Origin of the sequence: Pseudomonas sp. NBRC 111143, from assembly GCF_001320965.1 — a bacterium.
Classification (GTDB): Bacteria; Pseudomonadota; Gammaproteobacteria; order Pseudomonadales; family Pseudomonadaceae; genus Aquipseudomonas; species Aquipseudomonas machongensis.
Genome location: NZ_BCBT01000003.1, coordinates 136,815 through 159,525 on the forward strand (window position 1 = coordinate 136,815; position 22,711 = coordinate 159,525).

15 protein-coding genes are annotated in these 22,711 nt (G+C 62.3%); 5 read left to right on the forward strand and 10 right to left on the reverse strand.

Going from position 1 to position 22,711, the window contains the following annotated elements:
* Positions 1-17 precede the first annotated feature (17 nt).
* A complete protein-coding gene (locus tag APH44_RS02985) occupies positions 18-3,986 on the forward strand; it encodes a dermonecrotic toxin domain-containing protein (RefSeq protein WP_256250259.1) in 3,969 nt (1,322 codons plus the stop codon).
* Positions 3,987-4,007: 21 nt separating this feature from the next.
* On the opposite strand, the gene APH44_RS02990 is transcribed toward APH44_RS02985, so the two are convergent.
* The 4 genes from APH44_RS02990 to gpmI all read right to left on the reverse strand — a co-directional run bounded on the left by APH44_RS02990 (position 4,008) and on the right by gpmI (position 9,162).
* Positions 4,008-4,772, reverse strand: a complete 765-nt coding sequence (locus APH44_RS02990; protein WP_054891209.1) for a divergent polysaccharide deacetylase family protein — start codon at positions 4,770-4,772, stop codon at positions 4,008-4,010.
* A gap of 8 nt (positions 4,773-4,780) precedes the next feature.
* A complete protein-coding gene (locus APH44_RS02995) occupies positions 4,781-6,106 on the reverse strand; it encodes a S41 family peptidase (protein WP_054891210.1) in 1,326 nt (441 codons plus the stop codon).
* Between the two features lie 86 nt (positions 6,107-6,192).
* Positions 6,193-7,485: a murein hydrolase activator EnvC gene (locus APH44_RS03000; protein WP_054891211.1), complete on the reverse strand. Its 1,293-nt coding sequence runs from the start codon at positions 7,483-7,485 to the stop codon at positions 6,193-6,195.
* A gap of 141 nt (positions 7,486-7,626) precedes the next feature.
* Complete coding sequence (gpmI, locus tag APH44_RS03005) at positions 7,627-9,162, reverse strand: 2,3-bisphosphoglycerate-independent phosphoglycerate mutase (protein WP_054891212.1); 1,536 nt, start codon at positions 9,160-9,162, stop codon at positions 7,627-7,629.
* Between the two features lie 206 nt (positions 9,163-9,368).
* Here gpmI and APH44_RS03010 point away from each other — a divergent pair, with 206 nt between their 5' ends.
* Genes APH44_RS03010 through secB form a run of 3 tightly spaced genes read left to right on the forward strand, consistent with a single transcriptional unit; the run spans position 9,369 to position 10,560 of the window.
* Positions 9,369-9,782: a rhodanese-like domain-containing protein gene (locus APH44_RS03010; RefSeq protein WP_054891213.1), complete on the forward strand. Its 414-nt coding sequence runs from the start codon at positions 9,369-9,371 to the stop codon at positions 9,780-9,782.
* A 1-nt stretch (position 9,783) separates the two neighbouring features.
* The gene (grxC, locus tag APH44_RS03015; protein WP_054891214.1) at positions 9,784-10,038 is read left to right on the forward strand and encodes a glutaredoxin 3; all 255 of its coding nucleotides are present in this window, start codon (positions 9,784-9,786) and stop codon (positions 10,036-10,038) included.
* Positions 10,039-10,077: 39 nt separating this feature from the next.
* Positions 10,078-10,560: a protein-export chaperone SecB gene (gene secB / locus APH44_RS03020; protein ID WP_054891215.1), complete on the forward strand. Its 483-nt coding sequence runs from the start codon at positions 10,078-10,080 to the stop codon at positions 10,558-10,560.
* 69 nt (positions 10,561-10,629) lie between these two features.
* On the opposite strand, the gene APH44_RS03025 is transcribed toward secB, so the two are convergent.
* On the reverse strand, positions 10,630-11,073 hold the full coding sequence (locus tag APH44_RS03025; RefSeq protein ID WP_054891216.1) for a hypothetical protein: 444 nt from the start codon (positions 11,071-11,073) through the stop codon (positions 10,630-10,632).
* 76 nt (positions 11,074-11,149) lie between these two features.
* Positions 11,150-13,252 (reverse strand): TonB-dependent siderophore receptor, encoded by a 2,103-nt coding sequence (locus tag APH44_RS03030; protein ID WP_054891217.1) that lies wholly within the window; start codon positions 13,250-13,252, stop codon positions 11,150-11,152.
* Between the two features lie 484 nt (positions 13,253-13,736).
* On the opposite strand from APH44_RS03030, the gene APH44_RS03035 reads away from it, so the two are divergent.
* The gene (locus APH44_RS03035) at positions 13,737-15,059 is read left to right on the forward strand and encodes an OprD family porin (RefSeq protein ID WP_054891218.1); all 1,323 of its coding nucleotides are present in this window, start codon (positions 13,737-13,739) and stop codon (positions 15,057-15,059) included.
* Between the two features lie 58 nt (positions 15,060-15,117).
* On the opposite strand, the gene APH44_RS03040 is transcribed toward APH44_RS03035, so the two are convergent.
* Genes APH44_RS03040 through APH44_RS03055 form a run of 4 tightly spaced genes read right to left on the reverse strand, consistent with a single transcriptional unit; the run spans position 15,118 to position 22,707 of the window.
* Positions 15,118-15,909, reverse strand: coding sequence for a hypothetical protein (locus APH44_RS03040; RefSeq protein ID WP_054891219.1), 792 nt, complete (start codon positions 15,907-15,909; stop codon positions 15,118-15,120).
* A complete protein-coding gene (locus APH44_RS03045) occupies positions 15,906-20,315 on the reverse strand; it encodes an RHS repeat-associated core domain-containing protein (RefSeq protein WP_054891220.1) in 4,410 nt (1,469 codons plus the stop codon). The genes APH44_RS03040 and APH44_RS03045 overlap by 4 nt, the downstream gene beginning before the upstream one ends.
* 8 nt (positions 20,316-20,323) lie before the next feature.
* Positions 20,324-20,758, reverse strand: a complete 435-nt coding sequence (locus APH44_RS03050; protein WP_054891221.1) for a DcrB-related protein — start codon at positions 20,756-20,758, stop codon at positions 20,324-20,326.
* Positions 20,759-20,769: 11 nt separating this feature from the next.
* Positions 20,770-22,707, reverse strand: coding sequence for a type VI secretion system Vgr family protein (locus APH44_RS03055; protein WP_054891222.1), 1,938 nt, complete (start codon positions 22,705-22,707; stop codon positions 20,770-20,772).
* Between the last annotated feature and the right edge of the window lie 4 nt (positions 22,708-22,711).

The following is a 22,711-nucleotide window of genomic DNA, read 5'->3' on the forward strand; positions in this document are numbered from 1 at the left end:
GCCAACCGGATGGGGAGGTGCGTAGCTTCGAGTCACTGAGTGCCTTTGGGCGAGGGCTGCAGCTGCAGATGGCGCGGCGTTGCGAGTTCGATCGTATGAGCTGGAGTGGTTTCACGTCGGAGGGCGATGCGTTCGCCCTGCAAAGCGGGTTGCTGCTGGAGGTCCTGCTCGAGCGTCAGGCGCGTGTGCGCTGGGGGGCGGCTGATAGCGTCGCCGAGCTGGAGCGCCGGGTCGATGGTGCCTTTGACCCCTCGCAGTTTTTTGCTCAGCGCAGCAATGTGCCTGCCAAGCCGGTGGCCCTGTCGCTACCTGCTGGGATTCGGAGGGCCGGGTCTGAGGGGCAGGCCACCTACTTGCAGGCCATGCTCGATCTGACGCTGTTGCAGGGGAGTGACGGTGGTGAGCGCGCCCTGGACGGCGTGGACGATCTGCACACCTATGCAGCCCGTCGTCTTCGCGAAGAGATGCTTGCCGATCATCCAGTCGATGCCAACTACTTTGCCGATGATCTGCTCCTGACCATCGACACTTTTGTCAGCGACGGTCATGGCCTGGGTTTTGGGCAAAAGATCGACAGCCGTACCGTGACCCTGACCGAGCTGGCCATCGGTCGGCTGGCTGCGTCGCAGGGTGGCGTGGTGACACATATCGCCCACCGTAATGAACAGTTGATCATGGACTGGATGAATGTCGATTACATCCGTGAACTGGTCGCACGCGTCGATATCGGCGGTACCTACCCGACCTACGTCAACGACCTGCTCGCCGATGCCACCGACAACGCCGAGCGTATCGCCCGTTTCGGTCGCCAATGGCGTATCACTTTGATGTTCGATACCGCTCGGGCGGTGGTGGTCAATCGCCTGGATACGTTTGCCTATGGTGCAGTCGCCCGCTTCTGTCGCGATGGAGACGCGCAAGCAGCCGGGGTGAGAATTGCACCCTTGGCCTTCAGGCGTTCTCCGACCTCGAAGAAAGTGGATCGAGTGCACGGTTTCTATGTCATTGAAATCGTCGACTCCGGCCAGGTTGTGCTGTATTGCCCTATGTACACAGACGGCGCGGTCCATGTCTTCAAGGACGTCGATACTTTGATGGGGGCCATCCGCAAGCCTGGCAAACTACAGAATTTCGCGCTGATGTGGATGGATCAGAACGAGCGCCCTGTTTACGACAATGGTGGATTCAATGAACCTCACCTGCCGCATTGGGTGTTCGACCCCTCCAGTCCATTGGACAAGCCTGATCCTGCTCAACTGGCGCTGGAATTCTGGGAGCAGGACATCGACGCACGGATGTTCCAGGCGCGGCATCAGGTGTTGGTCGAGCTTGCCGACCGTTCGGCGGTGAGCAACAGCGAGTTGCGGTGGGGGGTAGTGATCGCGTTTGGCTGGGAGCTGCTCAATGCGGTATTGCCTGTGCTGCCAGGCCCGGTGGTTTCGATTGCCTGGCTGTACATGGGCATCCGCAGCCTGGCCAGCGATGTACAGGGGCTTGGCAGTGACAGCACGGGGGAACGCATTCAGGCCGTGATCGACCTTTTGAACAATACCTTGATGGCATTGATCCATCTGCAGACCCCCAGGAACACTGTGCTGGGGCCGCAGTACGATGTTACGTCGCTCGAAGAACTGCCCGCGGCGCAGGACGTAGCGCTTCACCCGCTGCCGGAGCCTGAACGCAAGCCTGCGGTGCTGGTGCGTGACTTGTACGGCACCACGCAGACACACCTGGACTTTTCGTGGCGTGGGGCTGGCGGCCTCAACGGACTTTCGGCTTCTCAACGCAGTCGCGTGCGCGAATTGGCGGTCGAGGTATCGCTGGCTGGACACGCGCCCGACACGCAAGGCGCAACGGCGGGCTTGACTGCCGTCGAGGGCAGGTACTACGTCAAGCTGGGGCAAGAGGTCTATCAGGTCGTTCTCCATGAAGGGGTGGTGAGAATCGTGGGGCCTGACCTGACGTCAGGACCTTGCCTGCACAACGATGGCGGTGGCTGGCGCATCGATACACGGTTGCAGGGGGGCGGTGGGCGTGGACGCAGCGCTGCGCAGGAACGGCTGCGCCAGAAGATTGCCGCTACGATCCAAAAGTCGCTGGAAGAGGTGGAGCATCATTTGCTTGAGGCAAACAAGCCGATTCCTGAGTACCTGAGACAGAACAGCCAGATCCAGGAGCTGCGGGCCAAGATCGTGAAGCTGGAGGAAACATTGAACCAACCTCCTCCCACGAACCCGGAAGACCTCTCCCGATTCAAGACGTTGTCCGAACTGTACACAGCAAAGCGCGATGAGCTATTGCGCGCGATGCAGGACCTGCGCCGGCAGCGTGTCGAGCTGGTCTACTCCATGTTCGAGCACCAAGCCAGCGCGCAGCAGAGCATTGTCGAGCTGCTGGATAACCCCAACTATACGCGCACAACCGCCCATGGCAGGGACCTGCGACAAGCCCTTTCGAATGCACGTCACGACTTGATTGGCTATGGCCTGTTCCTTCTGGATGAAGCGGTGGCTGTGGGTAGTTTCCGCGAGTATGACCAGATCGTCCGCAACCTGAGCGGAGCTACGCCAGAAAACCGCGCGGTTCTCTACGCCAAGTGTCGAGAGTTGCTCGAGGGCATGGTCCTGGACCAACCAAGGATCATGGAGGTCTCAAGCCAAATGGATCATGTGCTGGCGGTCAGCGATATCGATATGAACATCCAATCGAGCAGGGGCTCGGTCACCGTCGCTCAGGTCATCGCCTCGCGCAAGACTTCTACGGTCATGATTCGCTTCTTCCAGGCGATGAGCCTGGCCGAACTGGCACTTCGCTTCGAGGAGGGTGCCGCCAGCCAGCATTACACGATCTTCCGCGACGCGATTGCCAGCTACCGTTTGCGTGTAGCCGCAAATGCCCACCATCTGTCGATGTTCTGCGAACTGCCTATCGCCGAGCGCATCGAGGTGCTGCAAGGTGCCTGGGATGAGTATCTGGCGGCGATTCTCAACTGCGACCGCATCAGCAAGCTGGGCAGCGGGCTGGTCGATACCCAGCGCCTGGCAGCCTACAGAGAGCAGATGGTGAGCCTGAAGAAGATGGCAGGCGATGCGCTGGTAGAAGCCATGCGTGAGCAAGCTTCCGGACAAACCCAGGCCTCGCGCCGAATGGTTTATCCACTGCGGGTACTGCAAGTGGCGCGGACCCTTGCAGGTCAGACAGTGCTAGGTACAGAGGTGATGCTCGATGGGCAGGCGCAATTGCAGGTCAAGGGCGCGTTCAGCACCAAGATCCAGCACCGGTTTCAAAAGGTAGGCGGGACCTGGTTAGAGGAGGTCGAGAGCACGGAGCCTGAGTCGCAGTCGCGGACCTCGACGCCGGAATCCGAGAAGAAAAGCCGTGAACTGGCCGAAGGCATACTGGCGCAAAACGAGAGCGTCATCGAGCAGGCCAAGGCATTGGTGAGCAATGACGCGCAGGACAGCGGGTTGATCTCGATGCTTGATGCGCAGATCGCTGAAGTACTGGAGTTGCGCGAGCAGTTGGCGGACGCGGATAGCACCGACAGCCTGTTAGGCCGCCTGGATGACGCGGTGATCCGGTTGCGCGAGCAGAAGCGCGAATGCCTGATCGAGCTTTATACCAAGACGAGCTATCCCGCTGCCCGGGGTCTGAGCTTCCTCCATCAGCAAGGCTTGATCACGGTTGAGTACGTGGGGCCGCGCAAGCAGGTTTCAGATGGCTATCTGGATGAATACCGCATCAATCTGCTCAAGTCACCCGGCGACAGCAAAGGCCGGCCCCTGTGGGCCGCGCACTTCCACTTCGCCGACTCACAGGCGGCGCCCACAGCATTCGGCAAAGGCCATCTGAAGCTCTGGAGCCAGCGCAAGATGGGCTACAGGGAGCAGATGAGGGCTGCGAGCGAGGGACAGGTGCTGAGCATCTACCGGGGCAACCTGACCTACACCCAGGCCAAGGACGTCATTCCCTTCAACAGCCTGTAGGCACTCTGAACGGCCACGAGATCAACGGTTGCTGTAGCGACCATTGCGACCGTGCGCCGACATGGCCTGGTTGCTGCGCTCGGCGATCATCTGGCGCAGTTCGATCAACTCGATGCCCTGGCGCTTGAGCCCGGGCATCTCTCGTTCGAGCACTTCGAGAGTCTGCGGGTAGGGGTGGCCGATCAGCACCGCTGAACCTTGCTTGCGGGCAAGCTCGATGCCTTGGCGCAATTGGCCGGCGATGGCTTCGGTTGTGCGTACGTCATCCAGAAACACATCCCGCGAGACGTGCGCCAATCCAATCGCCTGGGCCTCGGCCGCCGCCACCGTGGCGGCGCTGGTGCGGCTGTCGACGAAGAACAGCTCGCGGCCCTGCAAGTTACCCATCAACCAGGCCATGGCGTCGCGCTGTGCGGTCATGCGGCTGCCCATGTGGTTGTTGATGCCTGCGGCGAAGGGCACCTTGAGCAGCGCGGCGTCGAGGCGTCGTGCCAGCTCCTCGAGGGGTAGCCCCGGATGCCAGGCATAGGGCCCGGTGGCGGGGTCCATGGGCATGTGCAGGATCACCGTACGCCCTGCCTTGTGGGCCTGGCGGGCGAATTCGGTGGCGTGCGGGGTGTCGGGCATGATCGCCATGGTGACCGGCCCGGGCAGGGCGAGGGTTCGGCTGTCGCGCTCGCTGCTCTGGCCCAGGTCGTCGATGATGATGCTCATGTAGGCCTTGGCCGGTGCCGCATGTGCGGTACCGGCCAGCAGGCAGAACAGCGTGAACAGCAGAAAACGCATGGTGGTTATCAATCACCCTTGGTGATGTTCAGGCCCTTGAGCAGGCTGAGCGCCTGGCTCAGCTGGAAGTCGTTGTCCTGCGGGCGCTCGGTACGCTTGCTGCTGCCGGTCGGGCGGTCAGCGCCGCCATTGCCGTTGCCCAGGTGACCCTGCAGATCGGCTTCCTTGAAGTTGTCCGTGTCGGCTTCGGCAGTGAGCTTGGCCTGGCGTACCTCGATGTCCGGCACGATACCCTGTGCCTGGATCGAGCGGCCGTTGGGGGTGAAGTACAGCGCGGTGGTGAGCTTCAGTGCGCGGTCGTTGGCCAGTGGCAGCACGGTCTGTACCGAGCCCTTGCCGAAGCTGTCGGTGCCCATCAGCACGCCGCGTTTCTGGTCCTGCAGGGCACCGGCGACAATCTCCGAAGCCGAGGCGCTGCCGCCGTTGATCAGCACCACCAGCGGTACGCCTTCGCTGGCGTCGGCCGGGTCGGCGGAGAAGCGCAGCTCGGAGTTGGCGATACGGCCCTTGGTGTAGACGATCAGGCCTTTGGTGAGGAAGTGGTCGGCCACTTCCACCGCCGACTGCAGGACGCCGCCGGGGTTGTTGCGCAGGTCCAGCACCAGGCCGCGCAGCTTCTTGCCGTTATCCTTGCGCAGCTTGGCCAGCGCCTTGCCGACTTCTTCGCCGGTCTTGACCTGGAACTGGGTGATACGGATATAGCCGTAGTCGTTCTCGAGCAACTGGCTCTTCACGCTCTTGACCTGGATGACCGCGCGGGCCAGCGTCACATCGAAGGGCGTGCCGCCGTCGCGTACCAGGGTCAGGGTGATCTTCTGGCCGATCTTGCCGCGCATCTTGTCGACGGCCTCGGTCATGGTCTGGCCACGGGTCGGGGCGCCGTTGATCTTGACGATCAGGTCGCCCGCTTCGATGCCGGCGCGTGAGGCCGGAGTGTCGTCGATGGGCGAGACCACCTTGACGAAGCCGTCTTCCATGCCAACCTCGATGCCCAGGCCGCCGAACTCGCCGCTGGTGCTTTCCTGCAGCTCCTGGAAGTCTTCAGGGCCGAGGTAGGCCGAGTGCGGGTCAAGGTTGCTGAGCATGCCCTTGATGGCATTTTCCAGCAGGGTCTTGTCATCCACCGGCTCGACATAGGCTGCCTTGATGCGGTCCATGACCTCGGCGAAGGTGCGCAGTTCGTCCAGCGGCAGCGGCGCCTTGGCCGTCACCTCGGTGGCCGGCACGGCAGCCGCCTTGGCGGGCTTGACCGGCTCTGCGGCGCTGGCCAGGGGCGCGCCGACGACCAGAGCTATGGTCAGGGCCAGCTGGGTGAGGCGAGACGAGTGCAGCATGTCGAACGAACTCCTGATCCTGTAGGTGCTCCCGCGGGAGCATCGGTGCGGCCCACCGTCGGGCCTGACCGTAAATGTTGCGGTGCCTAGCCTCGGCACCATTGCGCAGGGTCGGTGGGCCGGCCCTGCTGGCGAATCGCGAAGTACAAACCTGCGCTGTCCTGGCCGCCGCTGTCGCCGACGGTAGAAATGGCTTCCCCGGCCTTGACGATGTCGCCGGCGCTCTTGAGCAGGCTCTGGTTATGGCCGTACAGGCTCAGGTAGCCATTACCATGGTCGAGAATGACCAGAAGTCCAGCGCCGCGCAACCAGTCGGCGAACACCACGCGCCCGCCATGTACGGCGCGCACCTGAGTGCCGGCGCTGGCGCTGATCATCACACCGTCCCACTTGGCACGCGCATCACCGCCTCGCGTGTCGCCGAAGCGTGCCAGCAATCGACCATTGACTGGCCATGGAAGTTTTCCACGGGCGGCGGAAAATGCACCACCGTAGTTGGCGCCATCGCTGGACACCAGCGGGCCGAGCACGGTGCGGGCCTTTTTCGGTGGCTCTTGCGGCTCGTCGCGGCGAGCGTCGGCCAGCGCCTGTTCCTTGCGCCGCTTCTCTTCTTCCTGCTTGGCCAGCAGCGCCTTCTGCCGCGCTTCTTCGGCTTCACGGGCCTGGCGGGCGAGGGTTTCCTCGATGGTCTTGAGCACCTTGGCGAGGTCGGCCTGGTCCTGTTCGCGGGCCTGGAGCTTCTGGTCGCGATCCTTGACGTCGCTGTTGAGCTTGGCCAGTACCTGCTGGCGCTTGCTGCGTTCGGCCTCCAGTGCCTGGCGGCGGCTGTCGAGGTCGGCGCGCTGGGCCATCAGCTGTTCCTGCTGGCCGGAAATTTCCAGTTCGACATTGGCCAGCTGGCGCAAGGTTTCGTTGAAGGTGCGCAATTGTTCCAGGCGCGCCTTGCTCAGGTAGTCGTAGTACGTGAGGGTGCGAGCGAACTTCTCGGGATTCTGCTGGTTGAGCAGCAGCTTGAGGTATTCCTCGCGACCGTTCTGGTAAGCGGAGCGGGCCTGGATCGCGATCAGTCGTTGCTGTTCAACGCGGGCGCTCTGGAGTTTTTTTTTCTCGTGGTCAAGGCGCTCCAGTTCGCCCTCGGTCTTTTTTAGTTCTTGCTGAAGACCCTCCACCTGCTTTTCGAGATTGCCGATATCGGTCTCGGTGGATTTGAGGTCTTTCTGCACGCCGGCTTTCTCTTCCTGGAGCTTGCCCAGCATTTTCTTGAGCTCGGCGATGTCCTGGCGAGTGGCGTCCAGTTGTTGCTGGGTCTGCGCGCGCTCGTCGGCGAACGCCGGACTGAGCAGGCATGACAGGGCTAGGAGTATGAGGGCGCGGCGCATGGAATCGGGCGTACCAGGGATGGAGACTGGCCTAGTATGCCCGCCTGAGCGTGCAAAAAAAACGCCCCGCTGCGGGTGCGGCGGGGCGTTTGTCCGGAAATCACGTCAGGGTGCGCTGCGTCTCGGCCCCAACGCGCAGTCTCAAGCGTCGATCAGGATCGATGTTCCGGTCATTTCGGCAGGCTTCTCCAGCCCCAGCAGCTTGAGCATGGTCGGCGCCACATCGGCCAGCACGCCACCGTCACGGACCTTCACGCTGCGCTTGCCGACATAGATGAACGGTACCGGCTCGGTGGTGTGCGCGGTGTGCGCCTGGCCAGTGGACTCGTCTTCCATCTGCTCGACGTTGCCGTGATCGGCGGTGATCAGTGCTTCGCCACCGACCTTGTCCAGCGCCTCGACAATGCGCCCGACACAGCCGTCCAGTGCCTCGACGGCCTTGACCGCCGCGTCGAATACGCCGGTGTGGCCGACCATGTCGCCGTTGGCGTAGTTGACCACGATCACGTCATAACGCTGTTGCTCGATGGCCTCGATGATGCGGTCGGTCACTTCCGGCGCGCTCATTTCAGGCTGCAGGTCGTAGGTGGCGACCTTCGGCGACGGGATCAGGATGCGCTCTTCGCCTTCGAACGGCTCTTCACGCCCGCCCGAGAAGAAGAAGGTCACGTGGGCGTACTTTTCGGTCTCGGCGATGCGCAGCTGGGTCTTGCCGTTCTTGGCCAGGTACTCGCCCAGCACGTTGTTCAGGCTGGCTGGGGCGAAGGCCGCGGGGGCGGGGATCTTCGCCGAGTACTGGGTCAGGCCGATGTAGGCCGCGAGCTTCGGCAGGCGCGCACGGGGGAACTCGTTGAAATCGGCTTCGACGAATACCCGCGACAGTTCGCGGGCGCGGTCGGCGCGGAAGTTCATGAAGATCACCGCGTCGCCGTCTTCGACCTTGACCGCCTCGCCGATGCGCGTGGCCTTGACGAATTCGTCGCTCTCATCGCGTGCATAGGCTGCTTCCAGCCCAGCCACGGCGCTGTCTGCGCTGTACTCGGCGGTGCTGTCGACGATCAGGTTGTAGGCGGCGCTGACGCGGTCCCAGCGGTTGTCACGGTCCATCGCGTAGTAACGGCCGATCAGGCTGGCGATGCGGCCCTTGCCCAGCTTGGCGAAGGTCGCATCGAGCAGTTCGATGGACGACTGGGCGCTGCGCGGAGGGGTGTCGCGACCGTCGAGGAAGGCGTGCAGGTAGATTTTCTCGGCGCCACGCTGGGCGGCCAGTTCGGCCATGGCGACGATGTGGTCCTGGTGGCTGTGCACGCCGCCGTCGGAGAGCAGGCCCAGCAGGTGCACGGCCTTGCCGGCTGCAACTGCCTTGTCCACGGCGCCGGTGAGCACCGGGTTTTCGAAGAACTCGCCGTCGCGGATAGCCTTGGTGACCCGGGTGAAGTCCTGGTACACCACACGGCCGGCGCCGAGGTTCATGTGACCGACTTCGGAGTTGCCCATCTGCCCGTCCGGCAGGCCGACATCCATGCCGGAACCGGAGATCAGGCCATGCGGCTGAGTGGCGCGCAGGCGGTCATAGACCGGTGTGTTGGCGGCGTAGATGGCGTTGTATTCGGGGCTTTCGCTGTGACCGAAACCATCCAGGATGATCAGGACCAGGGGCTTGGGCGTGCTCGTCATCAATCAAACTCACGGTTGTTCAAAGATGATAAAGACACGCATTTTAGGGCAAATCGGCCAGCGACGGCGAATATTCGTCGGTTCGTACGACCAGCGTCCCGACGGGTTGCAGATGAAGGCTGTTTCCGAGCCGGCCCGGCGGGCTTTGGCGGGCATGGGTGGCTGTGTATACTGGCCGGCATTTTCAATCGCCTGGAACACCCCTGATGGTTGCTCACCTGATTCAATTCGCGACAGATCACTTCATCCTGGTTGCGATCTTCTTCGTCCTGCTGATCCTGCTGCTGGTCAATGAAATCCGCCGCGGCGGCCAGAGCCTGAGCAACGGCCAACTGACCGCGCTGGTCAACGCCGAGAAGGGCGTGGTGATCGATATCCGTCCCAGCAAGGAATACTCCGCCGGCCACATCGTCGGGGCGCTGAACATTCCGCAGGACAAAGTCATCGGCCGCATTGCCGAGCTGGAAAAACACAAAGAAAAGACCCTGATCATCGTCGATGCGATGGGCCAGCAGTCCGGCACCATCTGCCGCGAGCTGCTCAAGGCTGGCTTCACCGCTGCCAAGCTCAGCGGTGGTGTGTCCAGCTGGAAAGCCGATAACCTGCCCCTGGTGAAGTGATATGAAGCCCGTCATCGTCTACTCCAGCGACTACTGCCCCTACTGCATGCGCGCCAAGCAACTGCTGGCGAGCAAGCAGGTGGCGTTCGAGGAAATCCGTGTCGACGGCAAGCCCCAGCTGCGCGCCGAGATGGCGCAGAAGGCCGGGCGTACCTCGGTGCCGCAGATCTGGATCGGCAGCACCCACGTTGGTGGTTGCGATGACTTGTTTGCGCTGGAGCGCTCGGGCAAGCTCGACGCCCTGCTCGAGGCCTGATTCACGCCTCTTTCAACCATTTTCAGAAAAGGATCTGCCATGACTGACCAACAGAACAACGGCGCCGCCGAAGAGAACAGCCCACAATTCTCCCTGCAGCGCATCTACGTGCGTGACCTGTCGTTCGAAGCCCCGAAAAGCCCGCAGATCTTCCGCCAGCAGTGGGAACCCAGCGTCGCGCTGGACCTGAACACCCGCCAGAAGGCCCTGGAAGGTGACTTCCATGAGGTCGTGCTGACTCTGTCGGTTACCGTCAAGAACGGCGAAGAAGTCGCCTTCATCGCTGAAGTTCAGCAGGCGGGCATCTTCCTGATCTCGGGTCTGGACGCAGCTTCCATGAGCCACACCCTGGGTGCGTTCTGCCCGAACATCCTGTTCCCGTACGCGCGTGAAACCCTCGACAGCCTGGTGACCCGTGGCTCGTTCCCGGCGCTGATGCTGTCGCCGGTGAACTTCGATGCCCTGTACGCTCAGGAGCTGCAGCGCATGCAGGAAGCCGGCGAAGCGCCTTCCCTGCAGTAATCGTTATCGCGCGGCATAAAAAACCCTCGGGATCGACCCGAGGGTTTTTTTATGGGCGCAAGCCGAACTTCAGCCGAACTGCTTCTGTTGTTGCTGCTGCTTGGCCACTGCCTCCGACGCTGCCACGTAGGCTTCCTGGAACTCGTCGCTCTCCAGCCAGGCCATGGTCGCCGCTTCATCGGCGCCATCGAGCCAGGCGCGGTAAGCGGTGAACACCAGGACGATGTAGTCGGTGGCGTGCTCTTCCTTGTGCCCCTTGAGTACCAGCGCCAGCAATGGATCGACCAGGAACACCGAGATCATCGACACCAGGCTGGCTTCCTGGGCCTCCTTCATCTTGTCGAACAGGGCGTCATAGCTCCCAGACTCCATGGCCTTGTTGTACACCTGCTCGACACTGGCGCTGTCGCCAGCGCTGGCCTTGACCGCCTGGCCGCCGCGGACCATGCGGTTCTGCTTGGCCTTGGAGGCGGCGCGCTTGGCGCGTTTCTGTTGCTTGGTGTTGGAAGCCATGGGTGAATCCTTGGGTGTGTCCGGAAAAAACGCGTATTGAAGCCTAGTTGCCGCAGTTCTGGATAGGGCCCATCGGTCAGAAGCTGTAGGTGCCTGTCACCACCAGGCTGCGCGGATCGCCGAACTGGATCTGCGCGGCGCTGGTCGCCGAGCTGTAGTAGGTCTTGTCGGTGATGTTGTTCAGCGCAGCGCGAACGTCCCAGTCGTGGGTGCGGTAGCCGGCCAGTGCATCCCAGTGCCCATAGCCTGGCAGCACCGTGGTGTTCTGGTTGTCGGCGTAGCGTTCGCCGACCAGTACCAGGCCGGTTTCGGCGTACCAGCCCAGCTCCGGCTTCCAGGTCACGAACAGGCTGGCGTTGCGCCGCGCCACGTTGTTGACCCGGTTACCCTCCAGGCCGCTGTTGTCCTTGGCGATGATGGCATCCTGCAGGCCGATGCCGCCGCGTACGTACCAGTTGCCGACCACATTGCCCTGGGCGGTCAGCTCCACGCCACGCGAGCGTTGCAGGCCGGTGAGGATGGTGATGCCAGGGTTGTCCGGGTCAGTGGTGCGACGGTTGTAGAGCTCCAGCTCGTAGACGGCGAGGGTGGTGCTCAGGCGCTCGTCGAACCAGTCGCTCTTGACCCCGATTTCCTTCTGCCGGGTGTTCTCCGGAGCCGTTTCGTTGGTGTTGCCGGCAGCGCCGGGGGTGATACCGATCAGGCCGCCGCCGACCGGGGAATAGGTCTTGCTCCAGGAGGCATAGAACGAATGTTCCTGCCATGGCGAATAGACCACTCCCAGGCGCGGGCTGGTGCTGTTGTCGTCCTGTTTTTCCGAGATGCCGCGCAGCTTGTTGGTGGTTTCCACCTCGAATTGGTCGAAGCGCACGCCCGCCAGGATCTGCCATTGGTCGTTGAGGCGGATCTGGTCCTGCAGGTAGACGCCACGGCTATCGACCACCGTGTGGTTGTAGCTCGACGGCACCATGGGACCGTTGTGTTGCAGGCGCCGGTTGGGGTTGTCCAGGTTCAGCGACGGCACCGCCTGGCCACCGGCACTCACCGCCCGCGCGGTGTACAGGCGCGGATCGCGGCGCTGATTGCCGAATTCCAGTCCCAGCAGCAGCTTGTGCTCCAGGCCCCAGGTGCTGACATCGCCCTCGGCCTCGAGGTTGTTGAAAAGGTTGCGGGTGTTCAGGTCCTGCTGCCAGCGCTGGCGGGTCACCAGATTGGTGCTGGGGGTGTAGCCGGTGAGGTAGGTGTTGTCGAAGTCGCTGTCGAGCTTGAACAGGCTCAGGGTATGGCGCACTTGCCAGTTGTCGCTGAGCTGGTAGTTCAGGCGCGAGCGTAGCGACTGCGACTTGTCGTCGATGAAATCGCGCTGCGTGTCGCCGTACGTAGTGCTGCGCCCGACATCCGCCGGACGACCGCCGACGCCAGGAATGCCGCGATCCGGGGTGCGGTTGTAGCGGCTGTATTCGTACTGCACCAGCCAGTTCAGGTCGGGGTTCAGTTGCCAGCTCAGCGACGGGGCGAACAGTTGGCGGTTGCCATCGACCCCATCGCGGAAACTGTTGTTGTCCTGGTTGCCCATGTTCAGGCGCACGCTGATGTCGTCGTTCAGGTCGGCACTGAGATCGGCGTACAGGCTGCGCAGGTCCTCGCTGCCGCCCTGGGCTTCGATGGTCGAGCGCCGGCCATGCTCGGGCGCCTTGCTCACCCGATTGACGATGCCGCCCTGGCTGCCACGGCCATAGAGCACGGCTGCCGGGCCCTTGAGCACCTCGATGCGCTCGATGTTGTGCAGGTCGCGTACGTACTGGCTGTCATCACGCACGCCGTCCAGATAGAAGTCGTTGCTGGCGTCGAAGCCGCGGATACGCAGGCTGTCGAAGCGTGTGTCGGCGCCGCTGCTGACGTTGGGGATGCCTTCCAGTGTCTTGCCCAGGCTGTTGTTGCCGTAGTCCAGCACGTTGGCGGTCTTGACCGTGTCGATCGCCTGCGGAACGTAGCGCACCGGCGTCGAGGTGCGGGTGGCGGTGCTGACGTCCTTGACCCGCGGATTATCGCGCTCGCGTTCACTTTCAGCAGTGACCGAGAGCTCAGGCAGGGTAGTGGTGGCAGCGCTGGCAAGGCCCGCGCTGAACATCAGTGAGAGGCCCAGAGACAGGGGAGACAAGCGGCAGGGGACAAGCATCGGCAGGCATCCAGCAGAGATTGTTATGAAAAGGATGCGAATGGTAATGCTTGCTATTTGCTCTTGCTTGGCTATTTGTAAAGGCGAGTATTTACGAATGTATCAAATTGTAACTGATAATTATTCGCTTTTATCGAGGTGTTTTTGTCAAGCCAACCAGAAGTGAGTTGCCTGTACGAAAGTACAGAAAAGAGAGGGAATAACTGTCTGCTCTGCGATTCAGCACAGTTTTGCACCAGCTCTGGCCTTTAATTTGGTTATATCAACCTTCATTTCACGTTTTTTTGACATTGCGAAGCACACGCGGCTAGGATTCGGCCTCTACGCCTGCCGGCCATCAGTTGGCCGAGCGCCGGACGAAGCCCGCTACCTGCAAAAGGAGCGGGGTTTTCAGTTTGGATACAAGCGTCGAACCTACGAAGGGGCGTTGGTTCCTGGCGTTTTAGGTAGCAGAGCGTTCTGATTCGGTAATAAGGAAAACAACATGTTGAATACAAGGATCAGCCTGGTAGCGCTGGCACTCATCGCCGCCACTCAGGCCCAGGCCAACGACCAGGCCGAAAGCAAAGGCTTCATCGAGGACAGCCACGCCAACGTCCTCCTGCGCAACGCCTTCATCAACCGTGACAAGAAGCACCACACCAACGACCAGTCCCAGTGGGGCCAGGGTGTGATCGCCAACTTCTCCTCCGGCTTCACTCAAGGCACCGTGGGTGTCGGTGTCGACGCCTTCGGCCTGTACGCCGTGCGTCTGGATGGTGGCAAGGGTCGTAACGGCGGCGCCGGTATCGACTTCTTCAAGCGCGAGAACACCGTCGATGCCGATGGTCGCAGCTCCGCAGCCAACGACCTGGCCCGTGGTGGCGCGGCGATCAAGTTCCGCATCTCCAACACCGTGCTGAAGTACGGTGACCAGATGCCGGCTCTTCCGGTTCTGCAGTACGACGACTCGCGTTTGCTGCCGGAAAGCTTCACCGGTGCCCTGCTGACCTCCAAGGAGATCAAGGGCCTGGAGCTGAACGCCGGTCGCTTCACCCAGGAAGCGCGCAAGAGCGCCCAGGGCCGTGACAGCGGTGCACTGAAGTCGATCAACGTCTTCGGTGGTAGCTACAAGTTTACCGACAACTTCACCGCGTCGCTGTACACCGCCGACAACGAAGACGTGATGCGCAAGCACTACCTGGGCCTGAACTACGTCTTCCCGATTGCGGCCGACCAGTCCCTGACCCTGGACTTCAACGGCTACAAGTCGAGCCTGAACAAGCAGTTCGTCCAGCGCGCCGAACTGAACGGCGACAGCAACACCATCTGGAGCCTGGCGGCCACCTACGCCTTCGGCCCACACTCGATCACCCTGGCGCACCAGCGCAACACCGGCAGCACCGGCTACAACTATGGCGGTTACAAGAACCAGCCATGGGGCGTGGGTGACGGTGGTTCGACCATCTACCTGGCCAACTCGTACTGGTCCGACTTCAACGCCGAAGACGAGCGTTCCTGGCAACTGGGCTACGGCCTGGACTTCGGTGCCTTCGGCATCCCAGGCCTGACCTACAAGATCGCTTACGTGGTGGGTGACAACATCAACACCCGCAACCTGAGCAATCCGCAGGGCTTCGGCGAAGGAAAGGAGCGCGAGATCTTCAACCAGCTGCGTTACGTGGTTCAGGAAGGTCCAGCCAAGGACCTGTCGGTCAAGCTGCGCGGCTCGTGGGTTCGCACCAACAACGCCGTCCAGCAGAACGGCTACAACGACGACGGCAACGAAGTTCGCGTGTTCGTCGAGTACCCGATCAGCATCTTCTGATACTGATCTGGCGTAACGAAACAGCCCCGGCATTTGCCGGGGCTGTTTCGTTTCAAGGCTAGCGCGCCAACAGTTGCGGATAGTCGCCGAACCAATATTCCATCGCGTCGGCGTCCACACCGTTTGCCCCGGTCCAGAAATCCACCGGATAGCTCCAGTCCGACGAGCGCGAGCTGCTGGGCGCCAGACCCTGATTGGTGAAACGCTGCAAAAGCCCAGGGTGTTCGGGCGTCTGCAGGATGGCGCAATGCCCCAGCAGATCGATAAAGCTGCGCGCTTCCTCTTCGCTCATCTTCACGCCCTTGAGCTTGCGCAGTTGCTTGAGCATATCCTTGGGCCTGGCGCTGTCTGGCATCGCCCGGATCATCTCGAAGATGCGGGTCGTGAGCGGCAGTGCCTCAGGTCGGGGGCTGTCGATGGCGTTGGCCTGTTGCAGGAAGAACGCCATCTCGGCGATATCGCCACTCAGCACGCTGCCGCACAGGTAGCGTGTCTGGTTCAGCAGGACGAAATCGATGTCCAGATGCTCGAAGGCACCGCACACCTGGCAGTTGAGCTGCTTGTCGACGCTGAACGGGTGCTGCATGAAGTGAGTTGCGCTGGCGAGTGAGGAAAGGCCGGCGCGCAAGTGTGCCTGGTTCGTTTCCACACCGTGCAGGAACTGGGCGACGATATTTGCCTTGTCAGCCTTGTCACGCTCCTGCAGCAGCCACTGCACTACCTGGTCGTGGGACATTTTCTGGCTTGCAGGTGCCAGCCCGGCCTTCTTCAGCACCGGGTCGATCGCTTCGCCTTCTTCGTAATCTTCCAGCGCCTCGCGAATCGCCGCCAGTTGCTTGCTTGTCGTCATTTGCCACATGTCCTCGTGTTGACCTTTCTCGGTGCCGCCTTGCTGGCCAGGACCGGCAGTGAACTGACCTTGCTGACGCCCGAATTGCGCAGATAGGTCTTGGCAGCCTTGATCCTGCGTCTGCCGCGCACCGTCTTGGCCTTGGCATCGGAAATACCGTGGATCTTGTTGCCGCGGACCTTGGGATTCTTGCGTCCGAGCACCTGCTTGCGTTCGCGGATGCCGGCGTTCTCGATACCGCGTGCCACGTCTTTGGGCGTGCCATGGGGCGTGACCTGGTTGATACGGTCGCCATACCTGAAACGATAGCCGTCGGTGCCTTTGGTCTTGCCATGGCGACGCATCACATCTTCCAGCGAAGCCTTGTCGGAAGCCCGGCCGTGATAGTAAGCCTTGCCGTTGCGGTCGGTCAGGATGTAGTTCCAGTCCAGCCCGTGAGGGTCGATCCAGGTGAATGGGTTCGGCGAGTACTGGTACAGGTTGATGCCGCCTTCCAGGCCGATGGGGTCCGGCTGGGTGAATCGCCCTACCTGCGGGTCGTAATAGCGGAACAGGTTGTAGTGAAGCCCGGTTTCGCGGTCCAGGTATTGGCCCTGGAAACGCAGGTTCTGCTGTTCGCTGAACGGAGCGGTATTGCGCTCGTTCAAGGTGGCCCCCCAGGTTCGATACTCGCATTCCCACAAGGTCTGGCCGTCGGTATCGTTCAACTCGACAGGCTGGCCGTTGAGGTCGGTCTGGTAGTAGCGGATCTGCTGGTGTTCACCCAGCCCGTCGACCCGCGCCATGGGCTCGTACTCATCGCCATACAGGTACAGGGTGCTGTGACCGTTGCGGGTTTCGCCCAGCAGTTGCAGGCCGTCCCAGAGAAACCGGGTGCTGCCAAGCAGGTTGCCGCGATCATCGTGCTCGTCCTTGCCAATGCGTCGCCCCAGCGGGTCGTAGTGCATGCTGACCTTGCGTTCCCTGCCGTGAAGGACGGTCGCTACTTGAACCAGGCGTTCTTGCGCATCGTAGGTAAAGGTCTGCAATCCATACTGGCTGCTGCGCCGCTCAAGGAGGCGAGCGAAGCCATCGTAGCGATAGCGGTTGTCGCGATAGCGCTGCAACTGGTTGTGGCGAACTGCAACGCCAGGCGTCTCGGTGAGGTTGGCCGCGGGATCATAGTGGAAGCTTTCGTTCTGCCCGGCCAGGGCACTCTGGCAGGCCATCACCCGGCCGCTGGCATCGTGCGGCAACAGCACCTGGTGCTGCTTGCCGGGTTGCTGGATGTAGCGCTGGACCAGATTGTCCAGATCATCGAACACGAAACGCTGCTGCCAGGGCGCCGGACCGTGAGCCGGCTGCTGCGCGTTGCGGCGTAATTGGGTGCGCAGGCGGCCGCAGCGATCGTACTCGCGGGTCAAACTCATGCGCCCCTGAGTCCGGCTGACTTCTCGATGCAGGCGATCGCGCTCGAAGTCGCAGACCACAGTGCCATCAATGTTGACCTGATGCAGGTGACCGCTGCCGTAATACAGACGGTTCACCGTACGGCCATCGGGCAGTTGTGTCTGGATAAGGTTGCCCAGTTCATCGTAGCGATGCAGCAGCTTGCCGGCGTCGGTGATTTCGGCCAGGCGTTGGCCAAGGCCGTCGTATTCGAAAGCGACACTGGTCGACTGCCCCTGAGTGTCGGTGAAGGTGACCGATAGCAACTGATCCACGCCGTCGTAGCAATACTCGGTACAGCCATCGTCGGTGGTGAATGACAGCAGCCGACTGCCGGCATCACGCACATAGGTGTGCCGCAGCACCGGCTCGGGGCTGCCAGGTATGGGGTGCCAGTCGATTTCCAGCAGCTCGCCGAGCGCGTCATAGCGGTAGCCTTTGCTGCTCAGGTCCAGGTTGTGCTGGCGCTGCAGGCGATCAGCAGCATCCCATTCGAACCGATAGTGTTCGCCGTTCTCGTTGGTCAGCGTCACCAGGCGGGCGAACAGGTCGTAACCCAGGCGTACGCTGCGGCCCAGCGGATCGCGCTGCTCGGTCAACTGGCCGTGCCGATCGTAGTGGTAGAGGGTCTGGTGCCCCAGCGGGTCGACATAGGCCGACAGCAGGCCGGCAACGGTGTAGCTGTAGCGGTGGGTCCGACCATCGGGCTCGACCTGCTCGATCATCCGCCCCAGCACGTCATAGGTGTAAGTGGTGCTTTCGCCATCGGCATCGGTGATCCGGCAGGGAAAGTCGTGGCGATCGTACTCGTAGCGGGTGCGATAGCCGGAGCAATCGATATCCTCGACCAGCAGGCCGCGGGTGTTCCAGCGCTGGTGGCGCTGGCGCCCCGCGGCATCGGTGATGACGATGACCTGCCCGCGTTCGTCGTACTGGTAACGGGTCACCTGGTGCAAGGGATCGGTTTCGCTGATGCAATTGCCACGCTGGTCATAACGGTAGCGCCAGCGATTCCCGGCGCTGTCACATTCCTCTCGTGGCAGGCTCCAGTGTTCCAGCCACAAGGTCGATTCACTTCGCCCCAGTGGATCAATGGTCTGGGCAAGGTTGCCGGACTCATCATAGAAATACTGCCACTGGCCGCCAAGCGGATCGGTCGCACCCAGCAACTGGCGTTCGTCGTTCCACTGGAATTGCCAGCAGTTGCCCAGCACATCGAGATAACGTTCGACCTGGTACTGGCGGTTCCAGTGACGGATGCTGGTACGCCCAAGATTGTCGGTGACCTCGGTCACACCCTGGGCAATGTCGTAGCGAAACTGGTATCGCTCGCCCTCGCTGGTGGTGTGCAGTGACACCCGCCAGCCATCCTCGCTGTGCATCCACTCGTAGAAGCAGCGCAGGCCTGCGGGAGTCTGGTGTTCGATAAGGCGCTGGCCGTCGTCATAGGCGAATCGGCGCTGCAGTTGGCCGAGCGCGTCGCGCACCTCGTTCAGGTCGCCGCGATGGTCGTAGCCGTAGCTGACGAGCGTCTGGCGGTTGCCGTCTTCGAATACTTGTTCGATCCGACCCAGGCGTTGCGGCCAGCGCTCGTGAGCAATGAGCTGGACGCAGACGCGATCAAAGGTGTCGCGCAGACCTGAAAGGCGCCCTTGATCGTCGTAGTCGAGATGAATGCGGTTGTCGTTGCGGTCGCCCAGTTTGCTCAGGCGCAGGTGTGAAGGGTTCGTCGGTGCAGGCTCGAACAGGCGATAGAGGCCTGTCTCGATATCCTCGATCAGCAGCTCGCCATTGAGGGCATGACGTACGCTCAGGCCCTCGGCAGCGCTGAACACGGCATCACCTGGCGGGATCTGGCCCATGTCGATGACCCGCATCTGTTCATCGTTGTACAGCAGGCGATCGGCCTGGACGGTCACGAAGACTTCGTAAGGTACGCTCCAGCTGGCGCCGAACAGGCCGTCGCGACGCTCGTCGCGGCTGTTGTAGGAGCGCTGCCAGTCCAGCGGCAGCAGGCTCTGCAGGCTGAAGTCCAAATCCAGGTCGTCAGCGAGCACCTTGGCGCCGGTCGGAGCGTGGACCGGATTCGGCGAGCCGGCAATTGCCGAGGTCAGGGCACCGGTCACTTCGCTGGTGATCAGCGTGGTTACACCCCCTACCAGCATGCAGCCGAAGCGGCTGTAGAACTTGCCACCGCGCCCGCGCAGCATCAGCAGGGCGGTGATGGCCAGGCCGATGCCCGGGGTCTTGCCGCTACGGATCTCACGCACGACGATCGGCTCGCCACCGATGCGCACGTTTTCGGAAATTTCCCCGGCATCGACGATGACCGCCTCGCAGGTGCTGCGATCACCGCTGCGACAGGCGGGATGACCGTTGATCAGCACCTTGCTCGAGCCCTCCGCCAGGTATTGCGGGGGCATTGGTGGATGCTTGCTGCAGAGGATCTTGTCGTCTTCGGCCTGCTCCGTGTTGGCGGCAGGGCTGGCGACGGTCGGTCGCCACATCTGGGAGAAGAAGCCCTTGGCCATGTCGAGGAAGCTTTCTTCCTTCTCCGCTCCCGGCGCGCCTTCGCCACCCGCTGCCAAGGCTTGCGCAGGGCCGGTGACGATTCCGGCAGCGCGTGCTGCACGCTTGCCGTTGGTCTTGGTGTCGGAGGAGCCGGTGAGGATGTTGGCTTGTACGCTTGGTGGGAACAGGGCATTGCCGATGCCCTCGCATAATCGACTGAGCCCGGTGTCCGCTCCGGTCTTGGCCATCACCACGCCCACCACCAGCCCCACCACCGCGCCAAGCACGAAGCAGCCCAGGCCGCCGGTGGCCACCGTCAGGCCCAGCGCTGCTGCCACCGCTGCCGTGGCCAGGGCGCCGATGGCGATGTTGGCGGCAACCTCCAGCACACCTCCGACGATATCGGCCATCATCGAGGTATGCATCAGCGCGTCGCCTTCGCGTGCGGCCCAGAGTGCGTCGGACATAGGTCAGGTCAACCGAGGTTGTCGAATTCGAGTGACTGCTTCAGACGTGCCCAGTGCGCCGCTTCCGCTGCCCCCAGCGGCGTGGGCTTGACGTAGCTCAGCGCGAACATCTTGCGTGTGCCGGGCAATACCAGGGCGAGCTGATACTGGTAGACCTTCTCCTGGCCCTTGCTGAACTGACTGCTCAACTCGATAGCGTCGATGTCCTGCGATGTGCCTACCCGAAGCGCCTGGGCCGGCTGAAATTGCAGGTCCTTGACCTGTTGTTGCAGGCGCTGCAACTGGCCATCGAAGTTGCTCTGCAGGGTCTCGCCTTCGGCGAGTAGGCTGCGGCTGACGATCAGCGAAGTGCCCAGGGCTTCGAAGCGCAGGATATTGATGCTGGTATCGCGTACGTCGGCGTCGGGCAGGACCAGACGGAATTCGTTGAGGCGGTAGCTCATGGTCGTTCTCGTTACTTGCCTGTATTCGGGAAAAGCGCTTTCACCGCGTCATCGATGGTCTTCTTCACCCCTTGTTTGTCCGGCGCAGTCTGTGCGCCGCTTCCGACGTTCAGGTCGAGGGTGCCGTCCGTGTTGATTTCCCCATCCTTGCTGGCGTGAAAGCTGAACTGCTCGCAACTGATGTTGATCTGGCCGCTGGCGTTGAGCTCGATCACGCTCTTGCCGCAGACCAGGCGCAGGTTCTCGCCGACTTCGATCAGGTAGCTGGTGCTGACGCTGTCGGTCTTGCTCGCCCCGACCATCAGCATGTCGTCACGGCGCACCGCCCGGATGCGGTCTTGGCCGATGGTGATGGTTTCCAGCATGCCGACGGTCTGCACTCGACTAGCGCCCACCGACAACGTCTCATTCTGCTCCACCACCGTGTCCATGTTGCGCTCGGCATGCACATACAACTGCTCCTGCCCGCGCTTGTCCTCCATACGGATCTCGTTGAAGTTGGCCGGGCTGCCCCCCTTGCTCGAACGGCTCTTCATGCCACTCTGGGTGGCGTTACCGGGCAGATCGTAGGGCACGGCCTGCTCGGCGTTGTACACCCGGCCAGTGATGATCGGCCGGTCGGGGTCGCCTTCGAGGAAGCTGACGATCACTTCCTGGCCGATCCGCGGGATCTGCATCGAGCCCCAGTTCTTCCCGGCCCAGGCCTGGGATACGCGGATCCAGCACGAGCTGTTCTCGTTGGACTGGTCGTGGCGGTCCCAGTGGAAGTGCACCTTCACCCGACCGTACTGGTCGGTCCAGATCTCCTCGCCGGCCGGGCCAACCACCACGGCAGTCTGCGGGCCCTTGACCAGCGGGCGCAGGGTGCTCGATACCGGCCGGTAGCTCTGCTGGGCGTCGATGCAGCTCAGGTTGCTCTCGAACTGCGCCGAGCCGCTGCCGCCGCCGGTTTCCAGGCGCTCCTGCACCACGTAGTAGCGGGCGGCGACGATCAGGTACTCGCGGTTCTGATCCTGGCGGGAGAAGCCGCTGAGGCTGAACAGGTGACCACTGCCAAGACCACGGGCGTTGCCGCGCAGCTCCACGCGTTCATGCAGGCTCTGCAGCGACTCGAGACGGGTGCGCGCATAGTGCTCGCCGTCCTGGGTCTGCTCATAGGCGCCGGGGTAGTCGTACAGCGGGTAGTCGCCGGCCTGGTGCGGGCGTGGCATGGCCGAGCGCACATCGATGCGTGCGCTGGGCCGCTGGAAGTCGTAGTCGTTGAGCTCCATCGAGCCGGACTGCACCTCTTGCGCCAGGTGCCAGTCGTTGATGTGGTCGCGCTCGCGGTGCTGGCCGTCGGGCGGATAGAACGGCACCGACTCGTAGCCGGGTGCCTTCTGGTGTGCGCCATAGGCGTCGGCCAGCACCAGGACGTGACGCGCCTCCTCATGGCGGAAGAAGTAGTAGATGCCTTCTTCTTCCATCAGCCGGCTGACGAAGTCGAAGCTGGTCTCGCGGTATTGCACGCAGTACTCGCGCTCGCGATAGCTGCGGCTCAGGGAATCCTCGAAGTCCGAAAAGCCCAGGTCGCGGAATACCTGCTTGATGATCTGCGGTGCACTCAGGTGCTGGAAGATCCGGCAATCGCTGGTGCGCGTCAGCAGCCACAGCCAAGGCCGCAGGGTGACGCGGTAGCTGGCGAACTGCCCGCGATCGACCGACTGGCTGCAGCGCGCGACGATGCCGTGGAAGTGACGCGAAGCCATGCCGCTCAATTGCAGCGACAGGCTCATGGGCTTGCCGAGCAGCTGGTTGAGGTCGATGGCCGGATCGTCGCTGGTCAGCTGCAGCTCATAGTCGAACAGGCGGCCGAGCTCCTCGCTGCCGCCCATCTCGCTGAGGATCAGCACGTTCGGCCCCAGGGGGCTGTTGATCTGCGCCAGGCGCGTCAGTTGCGTGAACAGCATGGAT